The sequence below is a fragment of the Verrucomicrobiota bacterium genome, assembly GCA_016200005.1.
Lineage (GTDB): Bacteria > Verrucomicrobiota > Verrucomicrobiia > Limisphaerales > PALSA-1396 > PALSA-1396.
This window is the reverse complement of the sequence record JACQFP010000048.1, coordinates 47,047-59,329: the sequence shown is the minus strand read 5'-3', so window position 1 is coordinate 59,329 and position 12,283 is coordinate 47,047. Positions and strand designations below refer to the sequence as shown.

At 55.5% G+C, this 12,283-nt stretch carries 9 protein-coding genes and 1 pseudogene; 9 read left to right on the top strand and 1 reads right to left on the bottom strand.

Annotation, left to right across the window (positions count from 1 at the left end):
• The first annotated feature begins 36 nt into the window (after nt 1–36).
• From HY298_17615 to HY298_17590, 6 genes are all read left to right on the top strand, one after another.
• Complete coding sequence (locus HY298_17615; protein MBI3852079.1) at nt 37–1,752, top strand: exo-alpha-sialidase; 1,716 nt, start codon at nt 37–39, stop codon at nt 1,750–1,752.
• A 49-nt stretch (nt 1,753–1,801) separates the two neighbouring features.
• The gene (locus HY298_17610) at nt 1,802–3,601 is read left to right on the top strand and encodes a hypothetical protein (protein ID MBI3852078.1); all 1,800 of its coding nucleotides are present in this window, start codon (nt 1,802–1,804) and stop codon (nt 3,599–3,601) included.
• Between the two features lie 95 nt (nt 3,602–3,696).
• Nucleotides 3,697–5,004 carry a hypothetical protein gene (locus HY298_17605; GenBank protein MBI3852077.1) on the top strand — a complete coding sequence of 436 codons (1,308 nt, stop codon included), beginning with the start codon at nt 3,697–3,699 and terminating at the stop codon, nt 5,002–5,004.
• The gene (locus tag HY298_17600) at nt 5,001–5,936 is read left to right on the top strand and encodes a hypothetical protein (GenBank protein MBI3852076.1); all 936 of its coding nucleotides are present in this window, start codon (nt 5,001–5,003) and stop codon (nt 5,934–5,936) included. The genes HY298_17605 and HY298_17600 overlap by 4 nt, the downstream gene beginning before the upstream one ends.
• A 207-nt stretch (nt 5,937–6,143) precedes the next feature.
• Nucleotides 6,144–6,986, top strand: coding sequence for a prepilin-type N-terminal cleavage/methylation domain-containing protein (locus HY298_17595; GenBank protein ID MBI3852075.1), 843 nt, complete (start codon nt 6,144–6,146; stop codon nt 6,984–6,986).
• Nucleotides 6,987–7,085: 99 nt separating this feature from the next.
• Complete coding sequence (locus HY298_17590) at nt 7,086–7,904, top strand: prepilin-type N-terminal cleavage/methylation domain-containing protein (GenBank protein ID MBI3852074.1); 819 nt, start codon at nt 7,086–7,088, stop codon at nt 7,902–7,904.
• 67 nt (nt 7,905–7,971) lie between these two features.
• Here the strand turns inward: HY298_17590 and HY298_17585 are convergent, their stop codons facing one another.
• The gene (locus tag HY298_17585) at nt 7,972–8,904 is read right to left on the bottom strand and encodes a helix-turn-helix transcriptional regulator (GenBank protein ID MBI3852073.1); all 933 of its coding nucleotides are present in this window, start codon (nt 8,902–8,904) and stop codon (nt 7,972–7,974) included.
• 539 nt (nt 8,905–9,443) lie between these two features.
• Here HY298_17585 and HY298_17580 point away from each other — a divergent pair.
• From HY298_17580 to HY298_17570, 3 genes and pseudogenes are all read left to right on the top strand, one after another.
• A pseudogene (locus HY298_17580) lies at nt 9,444–9,569 on the top strand (prepilin-type cleavage/methylation domain-containing protein).
• A 105-nt stretch (nt 9,570–9,674) separates the two neighbouring features.
• The gene (locus HY298_17575; GenBank protein ID MBI3852072.1) at nt 9,675–10,919 is read left to right on the top strand and encodes an FAD-dependent oxidoreductase; all 1,245 of its coding nucleotides are present in this window, start codon (nt 9,675–9,677) and stop codon (nt 10,917–10,919) included.
• A gap of 257 nt (nt 10,920–11,176) precedes the next feature.
• On the top strand, nt 11,177–12,007 hold the full coding sequence (locus tag HY298_17570; protein ID MBI3852071.1) for a prepilin-type N-terminal cleavage/methylation domain-containing protein: 831 nt from the start codon (nt 11,177–11,179) through the stop codon (nt 12,005–12,007).
• The last annotated feature ends 276 nt before the right edge of the window (nt 12,008–12,283 follow it).

Below are 12,283 nucleotides of genomic sequence, written 5' to 3'. Positions count from 1 at the left end.
ACCCGATTCCGAAAAGTAGTTTTCGGAAGTTCCCTAATGGAACGAGAACGAAACCTGGCGACGATGTTAGTCCGCGTTCTCGCCTTTCTGTTTCTGACGGCGGTGTCTCTGACTGCGGGCAGTCCGCCGCGCGTAGTCGCGCTCATGGATGAGAGCCCGATCGTCGTCCGCCTCCCGAACCGGACTTTGGGCGCCTGGATGGTGAAAGCCGCCGGCGACCATGACCAAATCTTCGAAATCCTTTCGACGGACAACGGGCGTACCTGGACCGCGCCCCAGTCCCTCTATGTGTTCCCCGACAAACCGGGCACTTTTGGAGGCCCCGAACCGTTGGTGGACCGCAATGGTAACATCCATCTCTTCCTGGTACGAATGTCCAAGTACACGCTGGGCAGCAAAGGTGAAGCGGAGCGTCCGAAGTTCGACGCCTATGGCGACCAGCGCATCGACATCTGGCACATGAAGTCAAACCCAGCGCGCTCGTCGTGGACAAAGCCCAAAGAAATCTGGGGCGGCTACACCGGCGCGTTGAACTCCGTCCTCCAGACGCGGACCGGGCGCATCGTGCTGCCGTTTTCCTATTTCGTCTCGCGTCCTTGGAGCAACCGCGGAACGAATTTTGCAGCCTTCACCTCCTACGGCCAATTCGACTGCACGGTTGTTTACTCGGACGATGATGGCACGACTTTCCATCTGTCGCCAACGCCTCTTTCGATCGAGGTGCCCGACATCGTCTCGGCCTACGGTGCCGTGGAACCCGTGGCGATCGAACTCAAGGATGGCCGGTTGTGGAACCTCATCCGCGGACAGACCGGACGCTTCTATGAATCGTTCTCGAAGGACGGAGCCGTTTGGATGGAACCGCAGCCGAGCCGTATCCTGAACTCGGATTCGCCGGCCGGCCTGGTTCGCACCGACGAAGGCAAACTGGTTCTCGTCTGGAACAACTGCCTGCGCTATCCGTACGCCTACGGCGGACGCCAAGTGTTGCATGCGGCCATTTCCGAGGATGAGGGCCGGACCTGGATCGGCTATCGTGAGGTGCTGAAGGATCCGAAACGAAACGAACCGCCGCCTGTGGGCGGAGATTTCGGAACGGCCTATCCGTTTCCCACCGCGGTGTTCGACGGCGAGATACTGATCCGTTCGGGACAGGGCAAAGGACGAAACGCTCTCGTGGCCGTGGATCCGCGGTGGCTCTACGAGACGGCACAACGCTCCGATTTCGCCGAAGACATGGAAGACTGGACCTATTTCGGTTGCCGAGGTGTGGAACGTATCCCGCACCCCAGCCAGCCTGGCCGGCACGTGATGCAGGTAGCCAAGACAAGCGCGGACTGGCCTGCCGGCGCCGTCTGGAATTATCCCAACGGTCGCTCTGGGACGCTGTCCCTGCGCCTCCAACTGCGGCCGGGTTTCCGCGGGGCCAATATCGCACTGACCGATCACTATTCGGTCCCGTGGGACAAGGAAGATCTCTGGTACAGCCTCTGGAACTTACCCATCGACGAGAAAGGCCTTCTACTGGGGAAGCAGAAACTCGCGCCGAATCGCTGGCACGAACTCAAGGTCGAGTGGAACGTGGGCACGCGCGCCGCCAAAGTGTCGCTCAACAACAGGCGCGTGGCCTCGCTTCCGCTGCGCCGGGAGACCACCGGGGCAAACTATCTGCGCATCCGCTCGACGGCTGCAGGCACCGATCCGGCCGGCATGCTGGTCGAATCCGCCGAGGTCCGCATCCGGCAAAAATGAACACGTCACCCTGAAAATATTCCTAATCAACAATCTGGAATGCCTTAGTATGCGAAACTCTTTCTCGCGGCTCACGCTGCTCGCCATTCTGTTTTGTTCAAGTATTACGAAGCCGCTGCTCGCGCGAAGCGAACCTGTCAAACCCGCTCAACCTTGGGCAGGCGCCGCCTTGACGGACTGGAGCAATTCGACCAATGCGATCGTGATTACTGATCTGTCCCGATGCCAGCCCCGTTCAGCATTGTCCAATATGGTTCTCAAGCGGAAACGCTGGAAGCTCATCCCGTATCGGATGCTAAATGGTTATGAAGGCAAGATGGTCTGGGCGCCGCCGGAGGCCGATGCGCCCGAACTTTCAATAGCGCCGGAGTTGGAAGGTTGGTACGCCATCTTTGTGGGTCTTTTCAGCGCGCCGGAACTCCCCACTACCGCTTGGCTTCGGCTCGACACCGACCCACCTTCGATTCCACGCTTCAACAGTCTCGGCGATTATTATGGGAATTCGGAGGAAGTATTCTTCCGCGCCGTCCGCTTGCGCAAGGAAAGCAGGTTGCTGTTCCGTCCGCAAACTACGGGTGTGGTTGCGGCGTGTGGCATCACCCATGTGAAATTGATTCCGTTGACGGAGGAGGAAGTCCGTAGAATCGAAACCGAGAAGGGTAGCAGTACCAATCGAGTGCTCACCGCCACAAGCGACGGTTTCAGCGACATGTTTTATCGAAGCCAGCGAACCGCCTCTGCGCTCTTGTCGCAAGTGGAAATATTCCGGGACACCGACTTTGGAACACTCATCTTGCAGTCTCCTGGCGCGGACAAGGTCAACTACCCGACCAAAGTTGGTTTCCTGAAGGGATGGCAGTCAGAAATGTTTCCGCGTGTCGGGGACCGCCATTTTGTAGAAGCTACACGTGCGCTGGCGAAACAAAAGATCATCCCCGTCAAAGCGTTGATCGAGCGCGCCCACCAGCTCGGCATGCAGGTTCACGTGGGTATCCGGCCGGCGGGCTGGAGTTTTTTTGAGCCGTACTCCGACTACTGGGAATCACCATTTTACCAAAATAATCCGCAGTGGAGATGTGAGGACCGCGACGGCACGCCCGTGACGAGGATGAGTTGGGCCGTGCCGGAAGTCCGCGCCCACCTGATCGCCCTGTTGCAGGAACAGGTTCAGTTTGGCGCCGACGGTGCCAACCTTGTCTTCACTCGTGGCTACCCTTTGGTTCTTTACGAACCGCCTGCCCGACAGCTTTTCCAGGACCAACACGGCATTGACCCGCGACAAATTCCCGAATCGGATCCACTGATCGGCTCCTTTCGTTCGGATGTGGTCACGAAATTCATGCGGGAATTGCGCGCGATGCTCGATCAGGAGCAACAACGTCGCGGCAGCAGCCAGCAGCTTGCGTCGAGCGTCATCATCAACGGCACCGCGCAGGACGATCTCAACTACGGAGTGGACCTGCGCCGGCTCGTGGCGGAGAAATTGGTGGATGAAGTTTTCACCGAGCAAGGCTTTGGGGTTAGTTCATCTAAACTGAACCTGGAATTCCTTCGTGAGGTTTGCCAGCCGCAGGGCATCCGCTTCAGTCCCGGCCTTTTCTATAGCGGAACTCTCTATCCGAATCTTCCCAAGCTTTACGAGGCAGGATCTCATGGCGTGACCTTCTGGGATGTTGGAGTTGGGGACGTCTTTGAGTGGTGTTGGATCAGCCGCTGCGGGCACAAGGAAGAAACTCTATGGCGTCTTCAAAACCTGGATTTGAAAAAGGCGCCCCGAACAATCCACTTTTTCAAAAAGTTGGGAAACCAGATTCGCGACGGACGGTTTGGGCCTTACTGGGGTGGATAAGGCTTTCGCTGCGATCGAGTCTCCAGTGGAAACGAATGAGCGTTAAGAAGCGGATAGCGAAAACTGGTATAGTAAGCAAATACCGAAGAGAGCCAATGTCTGAATCAACATCTCAAAGTGAAGTTTACCACCCCATCCATTCAAAAGGGATTTTGCCTTTGGTTTGTTTATTTTTGCTCTTTGGTTTTGTAGCAAAAGGCTTTGGTGGAGCAGACAAAGGCTGTCCGCGTACTGTGCAGCTTCTGCAAGAGGGTAAAGAGGCCGTCCGCATCGTCTGCTTCGGTGACTCCATCACCGGCATTTACTACCATTCCGGTGCCGCGCGTGCGTGGTGCGACATGGTGGGCATCGGACTGAGGCGGCATTACCCGAAGGCAAAGTTGGAAATGATCAATGCGGGCATCAGTTCACAGACCTCTGCCAACGGCCTGGCTCGCATCCGCGCGGACGTGCTTGATCGGAAACCTGCGCTGGTGGTTGTCGCGTTCGGCATGAACGACATTCGCCACCCCAACCCAATGCCCGCGCAGCAGTCGCATGACAACCAGGCACAGATTGTGAGGTTCTGCAAGGCTGCCGGGGTCGAAGTGGTGCTATGCACTCCGAGTTCGGTGTACCACGGCAGTGAAGGGTGGCCATTCGAGCAGTTGTCACCTTACGCAGACATGGTCCGCCAGATCGGGACTGAAGAGAAGGTGCCAGTGGCCGACGTGTACCGTGCATTCGAGGGCATTCGTGCGAAGGACGCGACGGCCTGGATGATGTTAATGAGCGAGTGGATCCACCCAAACATGAATGGGCACAAGGTGATTGCGCAGGAGGTTATTCGTGCGATGACAAGACGGAGCATCTCGCTCGCAAACGTACCGGCGCCCGTTCCCGGGATTCCGTTCACGCGGGCGAAACTCGCGAAAGGCGAGCCGGTGAAGGTGATTGCAATGGAGCCGGCCGACAAGTTCATCGTTCAGGCGCTGCGAGGGATCAATCCGAACGCTCAGGTGACGGTGATCCCGTGGGCCGTGCCAGATCAGTCGATGGCGAAGATCGTGCAGTCGGCGGCTGGCATCCGCGCACAGAAGCCGGACCTCGTGGTCGTGGCCGTCCCGGCAACAGCAACCGATACAAACGAGGAATGGTTTATCCGAAACTACAGTGAACTGTACAACTCGAGCATCAGCTACGTGAAGCGGGAGTTTGACTGTATCGGCATCCTGCCGTCGGTGTTTACGCCGAGCCTGCAGCGTGCCGAACGCCACCGGCAGGACCTCGCGCGCACGATCATCCGGGGGCACGATCTCGACCCAATTGAACGGAAGGCCGGAGACAAGTCATCGCCGAAACAATTGCTAACCCGTTGGCTCCAAGAACAGGCGCAAATCTCGACGCGAAAAGTGGCCCCTTGAACGGCTTGGTTCTTTACACGTTTAAGCCAGAAATACCGATCATGTCATATCGTTCGATGCTACAAGTCACGATCAGTCTATTCGTCGCCATGCAAACGGCAGCCGCCCCCGTGGATATCTACATCCTGACCGGGCAGTCAAATGCCCTTGGCACGACCGAGCTTGAAGACGCAGATTGCATTCCCGGTCCGTATCCGGGGGACGCCAGTACTCGTATTTTCTGGTCGAACGTCAATCCCACCAACAATCATTACCCGCCAATCCTGTACGGCGATTCAGGAGGCGCTTTCGTACCCCTCCAGTTGCAACAGGGTGACGGTGGAGCGAATCCGATGTTCTGGGGGCCGGAGTTTGGCTTTGCCCGAACACTTCACATGGCGGGGCGCACGAACTTTGTGATCATCAAGGCGTGTCGGGGAGGCGGTGGTAATGCCTATTGGGATAAATCCAACTTCGAGACCAACTCCGGTCGTGGTCACATGTGGGGTCATTTGCGGGACACGGTGGGTACCGCCTTGGCTGCACTCTCGAAAGAGGGACAGGCCTTCAACGTGCGCGGCTTCCTCTATATCCAGGGTGAAAGCAATAGCTCTGCCGAAGCAGTGGTCGCCGATATTCGTTTGCTCCAGCTTGCTTCCAATCTCACGGCCCGAATTAACGCGCAGTATCCTGGCGCGGCAGACGGAATGCGGACCGTGCTTGGCGAAATCGCAGCGAGTCAATCCAATGCCTCCCGGCAGACTACGACAAAGAAACAGGTTGCTGCCGCCAGTGTTGACGACAAAATTGTTTTTGTGAGTACGCGAGACTTGCCGCTCAAGAGTGACAAACTTCACTTTGGAAAAGATGCCAAGCTGGAGATTGGAAAACGCATGGCCAAGTGCTTCCTCGTAGGCCAGTCGAAGCCGTCTTCGGATTTATTACCTCGATGAATCGCGCGGGCGGGCGGGCATTCCTTTTCAAAGAACTACGCAGCGGCTACCAATGGCTTGCTCTACGACTCAAAGGGCGCGACCAATTAGGCGCCTCCCCGAACGACGGAACCAATAATCGAAGGCTCAGAAAACAGCGTATGTTTGAGCGAAAAATGGTAGTTTGAAAGTTAATTCTCAGTAGAATTCCATCTTATTGCACGCGAAATGCATGTAGAAAGCGAATCTCAATATCCTCGGTTTAATTCGAACCGACCCACGTTGCGTAACCCGTCAAACAGCGTGCGGCATGGCTCCGGTCGCAGCGGCTTCACGCTGATCGAGCTGTTGGTGGTCATTGCGATCATCGCCATCCTCGCTGGATTGTTGTTGCCCGCCCTGGCAAAAGCCAAGGGCAAAGCCCACACCACCAAGTGTGCCTCCAACATGAAAAATTGGGGCCTCGCCACGCTCATGTATTTGGGCGACTACAACGACCGCATTCCTTATATGGCAGACGATTATATTTTCACGCTGCCGTTCCTGTTTCAGAAACTGGCGCCCTACGTGGCAAAGCCCACGCAGGAAGGCACCAACTTCGGGGCGGCGGATGTCTTCAACTGGGACCTTCGCAAATGCCCGGCTGGCAAGGTCGGGTCGCCGCCGTTCGCCACCGTGACAGGCTACGGCTGGAATTGCTGGATCGGTGCCAACTTCGGCACTGGAGACCCGCTCACCGCCCCATTCTACTACGGGCCAAAAACCCCGCCTCTGAGAGCCTCGCGCGTCAAAAGACCGGATGACGCCTTGATCTTCATGGACTCCATCACGCATTACGTTTACTCCCCTTTGTACACGCCGTTCACAATGGACATGGATCATGACAAGGTGCTGGATTCCAGTGGCGATGACCAAGGTTACGCGTACAATGATGCTCGACCCACGGTCCACAACAACGGCGCCAATGTCACGCTGCTAGATGGACACGTAGAGCGCGTACCGTTCAAAAAGCTCTGGCAGGTCGATAAAGCAGGCAAGGCGGTCCACTCGTTTTGGTACCTTGAAGATTGAGTCGTCCGCACCTGCGTTCTAACTCGTCGCGTGGACACGAGGGAGCCTGATGTGTTGCGCTTTATACGTCGCGTGATTTCCAAAGTAAGGCTGAACGTTATGCTTACAACGCCGAAATGTCCGCAAAAGCCCGCAAAGGGCGACGGAGGTTTCACGCTGATCGAGTTGCTGGTGGTCATCGCGATCATCGCCATCTTAGCGGGTTTGTTGTTGCCGGCGTTGGGCAAAGCCAAGGCCAAGGCCAAGAGCATCCAATGCGCCTCCAACATGAAACAGTGGGCCCTCGCCACGATCATGTACGCAGATGACAATGACAACAACCTGCCCTATGCCGCCGACGTGGCATGGCCTAACTACAATACCACGTTCCTGTTTCAGAATCTCGCTCCCTACGTCGCCAAGCTGACCCAATCAGGTCTGCAGAATTATTACAGTGCGGATGTCATGACCGCCCCGGTGCGTCAATGTCCCGGCGGCAGTTACGGGAATCCCCCGTTCACCACCGCCTTCAGCGCGGCCAGTTGGAACTGCTGGATCGGAATCAACTTCGGCTCGCAAAACAGCGATGGCACGCTGACGGGCCCATTTTATTATGGCCACGACCTCCCGCCGGTGAAGGTCTCGCGCATCAAACGACCCGTCAACGCCCTGATTTTCATGGACACCGCAACGTGGTACCTTTACTCGCTTGTGTACCGGCCGTTCACGATGGACATGGATCATGACAAGGTGCTGGATTCCTGCGAAGGGGACACGGGCTTCCCGTATAATGATGGCCGGCCCAAGGTCCATAACAACGGCGCCAATGTCACGCTGCTGGATGGACATGTGGAATGGGTGGCTTTCAAGAAACTTTGGCAAAGCGACGGATCCGGAAATCCCCTCCACCCCTACTGGACAGAATATCGCGGAGATTGAGTGACCCACGCTGCCTGGCTTCTTTTCAACCTATCTCCATCCTTGAACTCGAATGTGACACCAAAATTCAATCGGCTTTCTTCTGCACCGAGATGTTCGCATACTCGCTCGGGGAAACACCCATGAGGGAGCGAAAGATCGCATTGAAGTGGCTCAGACTTTCAAAACCGACCGCAAATGCTGTCTCGGTGACGTTGCTGCCGGGCTCACTCAACAAGGCGGCCGCCCGATGAATACGGTAGCTTTGCAGATATTTTACCCAGGACATCCCCAGCGCACCTTGGAACAATGCGTTCACGCGCCACTCGCCCAAACCGACCGCCTGCGCCAGCGCCTGCGAATAAATCGGCTCGGTGGAGTGTTCCCGGAGATAATGTAAAATTTTGTTGATATGCTTCCAGTCCGCCTCCGTTTCGATGGTTCCCGTCCGGCGACCTTCGCGCTGTTCCCAGCGCATCAATTCAACAAGTAGCTCGGTCAACAAATTCCGCAATCGGATCTCCCGGCCAAAATCCTTCTTTTCAAACTCGTTTAAAATCTCTTCAAAACCCGATTTCAAACGCCGGCGCAGCCCAGGAGGAGGCCGGACCAGGCGTTCCTTCAGAGAATGGCTCCCGGTAAATCGATGGAGCACCCTTGAACCTTCGCTTTCCGGCCCCATTTCGATCAAAACACTGGGCAGGAAATAAATGACGATATGCGCGGAGGGATATTTCAAGGTCTTTCCGCAATGCGGCACCCCGGGTTCTCCGAGGAAAACATCACCCGGCTGGGTTTCCGCCTCTTCTCGCTCCACGAAGAACAATCCCGCGCCTTTCAGAATGAACCCGAATTCACAGTACATGTGACACGTCGGCGTGGCGTAGTGTTGGCCGGAATGGACGGTATTTTTCTGGACCCGGATGGGGGAGAGTTCGGTCAAAGGCTGCCCAGTTTCCTTTACGTCCAGCAACCAGGAGAGATCACTCAACTTGGTCGGTCGCACAACAACTTCAGACATACGCGCTTTCTGTGCAGTGCCGGATGAAACTCACGATGGTCGATTTCGAGCTTGGAGATTGCTCAATGTGCCCGTCGAACCCAATCCTGATCCGGGCGTTAAGAACCGCTCTCTTCCAATAACACGCCGGGTGCGAAGGTGAATGCCCATCATATTGATGCTGGCGAACTGCATTGGATGATTCTGAATGGTTTTATGCTTGTGTCAATCTCGCTCAGGTTGCCGTTCACAAACAGGCAAACACGTATCGGTCGTCAGACTCGACAATGTTTCAATTCATCAAGCCACTCGGCATTTCCAATCTTCATCCTGACGAATGCTGGTTTGGTGGATGGAAGTAAGGTGTCCTGAAAGGAACCGAAAACAGCGCAATTTTCACAAAAATTGGTAGTCGCAATTCTCATTCTTAGTACCGTTTGGTATCCGTGATTTGTATGCCATCAAGCAAATCTGATACTTCTTGCTGCGGCTTAAATCGTCGCGCGGCAGGTGCTTCGCGAAACGTCGCGCGGCATCGCCCTGAGCATCCTGGATTCACACTGATCGAACTGCTGGTGGTGATTGCAATCATCGCGATCCTGGCCGGGTTGCTGTTGCCGGCGCTGGCCAAGGCGAAGGAGAAAGCCAAGTCCATCAAGTGCCTGAGTAACATGAGGCAGATCGGCATTGGTTAGCGGAATCGAATCTTTAATTGTCAAATGCTCAGTAAACTCATTGCTCAGGGGGTGACTCTTGCGCAACTCGCCGAACCAACATGTAAGAATGAAATCATGTCACCACGAACCGACATCCTCATTATCGGAGGCGGCGTCATTGGCATGGCTGCCGCGCGCGAACTCAGTGGACGCGGAGCTCAAGTCACTGTCATCGACAAAGGCCAGATGGGCTATGGATGTTCTTACGGTAATGCGGGTTGGCTCACCCCTTGTTTCGCATTGCCCCTTCCCATGCCCGGAATGTTGCTTAAGTCGATCGGCTGGCTTCTCGACCCGGAGAGTCCGCTCTACATCAAGCCGTCCCCCGATTTCCTTTTGACAAGATGGCTCATTCGTTTTTTACGTTCGATGAACGGACCGCTCATGGCACGGTCGGTTCAGGCGCTAACCGCAATTTCGAAGTATAGTCTCGACGCTTATGCGGGATTAGCTGCCGAATTTCCGCAGATCGCCTTCGAGAAACGCGGGCTCCTCATGGTGGGCCAAAGCCTCCCAGGTGTCCAAGCCGCGGTACAGGAAATGGAACTTGTGGCCAAACACGGCATTCCGGGCAGAGTCCTCAATGAATCGCAAGTCCACTCACTCGAACCGTCGCTCACCGGAGCGATCCGAGGCGGAGTTTATTTTCCGGAAGAAGCCCACGCAGAACCTCTGCAGATTGTCAAAGCCATGGCCGAAGCTGCCGTCAAAAATGGAGCAACAATTATTGCCGGTGCCGAAGTGTTTGATTTTCACATCGCAGGTCGCCAAATTCGCGGCGTTCGTACTACTCGGGGAGAAATGAAAGCCGACCAATATATCTTGGCTACTGGAGCCTGGTCACACTCGATCGCAAAGAGACTGAAACTCCGCATTCCAGTTTTAGGCGGCAAAGGTTACGCGGTTATCGTCCCGTCTTTTTCTCCCGGCCCGAAAATTCCGATGCTGTTGGTGGAGAGAAAAATCGCAGTCACCCCTCGAGGTGATTCGGTCCGCCTGGCTGGAACTCTCGAACTCGTTAACGAAGACGACTCTATCACGTCGAGGCGAGTCGATGCGATTCTCGCCGGAACACGCCAGTTTCTTTCCTTGCCCGAAAATCCCGAGGTCCGCGAAATTTGGCGCGGATTGAGACCCTGTACGCCCGACGGCGTCCCGATTATTGGATACACAGGAAAATATGAAAACCTTTTGCTCGCAACGGGACATCAGATGTTAGGTCTTCAATCCGCTCCCGGAACAGGGCGATTGGCGGCGGATTTAATTCTCAAAGCGACACCAACATTTGATCCAACCCCTTTTCGGGCAGATCGATTTTAGCTCTGCTCAACCGCACAACTGCGCTAAGACGACGACCGGTTGCAAGGCAACTTCCTATCGATTCAATAATGATCGCAAGGGAGATGTCTGCTTCCAAAGTTTGGATTTCCTACCGAGGAGATCGTAGCCGCACGAGAGCTATTGGCCTTGCTGCCTCCTAATCCACCTTGGAGCGGGAAAAATAGAACAAATTCAGGATAAAACGGTAGTTAGGGTTTCAATTCGGTGCAATGGTTTGCTAGAACCAACATGTAAGAATGAACACGTTTTGGAAATCGCAACCATCTCGATTGGATGTAATTTGTCCTCTTGTGGACACACCGCCAAACACCGTGCCGCCACGCCATGGTCCTGTTTTCTCCCGCGGCTTTACCTTGATTGAACTGCTGGTCGTGATTGCCATCATCGCGATCCTGGCCGGGTTGCTGTTGCCGGCGCTGGCCAAGGCGAAGGAAAAAGCCAAGGCCATCAAGTGCCTGAGTAACATGCGGCAGATCGGCATTGGTTATGTGATGTATGCGGAAGATAATAATAATACGCTGGTGCCGGCGGCAGTAGCCGGAGCCCTGCCGCAGGGGACCGCCATAATCTACGAACCCGATAAGACAGACTGGCCTGATCTAGTGCGGTCCTACATGGGGCCTTCGGCCTCGACGAACCCTGCCATTTTCACCTGTCCCAGCATCATAGCGTCTGCAGACAGAGGTGCTGGGTTTGGCATCGGTTTGAGTCTGGGTGAATTAGCCGGCTGGGTCGATCCTGCCACCTTCTGGAAAGCTTCTTCGGTCACCAAACCATCTGATACAATGGCTCTGGCCGACACCTCCGAGATTGTGAATCCAAACGCCAAAAGTCCCGACGACTGGAAAGACGAGAATCCGCAGAGAACGAGTTGTCTCTTCCGCTGCCCGAGTGATGACTGGTGGACGGTAAACCCGCAACGGCCCAACAACCGTCACAACAAGCGGTGTGTCACGGGGTGGGTGGATGGGCATGCGGAATCGGTGAAAGTCAGCTCCCTGGGTTTTCAGTATTATTCTTCAGGGGTTGCCCCTGACCCGCGGTGGAAGTGGGCGCGAGTTCACTGAACCTCAAGACAGGTTTGCTTTGGGGAACCGTCAAGCCTGACTCATTGTGTCTCTGATCGCGGAATTGAATCTTTAATTTTTAGATGCTCAGCAAACTCATTGCTCAGGTGGCGACTCTTGGGCAACTCGCCCGCCAGAGAGGGCAGGCCTTTCAAGTGGCCTGGAGGCGATGGCCCTGTGAAACCAAGAACTCCATCCACCAAACTGGACGAGATGAATGGACCCGCCGGCTGGCAGGGTCGGCGCCACTTTTACTGATGGGAATCGTTTTCGCTT

Coding starts and splice junctions, on each gene's coding strand:
- HY298_17615 (MBI3852079.1), top strand. CDS start 37: ATGGAACGAGAACGAAACCTGGCGACGATGTTAGTCCGCGTTCTCGCC.
- HY298_17610 (MBI3852078.1), top strand. CDS start 1,802: ATGCGAAACTCTTTCTCGCGGCTCACGCTGCTCGCCATTCTGTTTTGT.
- HY298_17605 (MBI3852077.1), top strand. CDS start 3,697: ATGTCTGAATCAACATCTCAAAGTGAAGTTTACCACCCCATCCATTCA.
- HY298_17595 (MBI3852075.1), top strand. CDS start 6,144: ATGCATGTAGAAAGCGAATCTCAATATCCTCGGTTTAATTCGAACCGA.
- HY298_17590 (MBI3852074.1), top strand. CDS start 7,086: ATGCTTACAACGCCGAAATGTCCGCAAAAGCCCGCAAAGGGCGACGGA.
- HY298_17585 (MBI3852073.1), bottom strand. CDS start 8,904: ATGTCTGAAGTTGTTGTGCGACCGACCAAGTTGAGTGATCTCTCCTGG.
- HY298_17575 (MBI3852072.1), top strand. CDS start 9,675: ATGTCACCACGAACCGACATCCTCATTATCGGAGGCGGCGTCATTGGC.
- HY298_17570 (MBI3852071.1), top strand. CDS start 11,177: ATGAACACGTTTTGGAAATCGCAACCATCTCGATTGGATGTAATTTGT.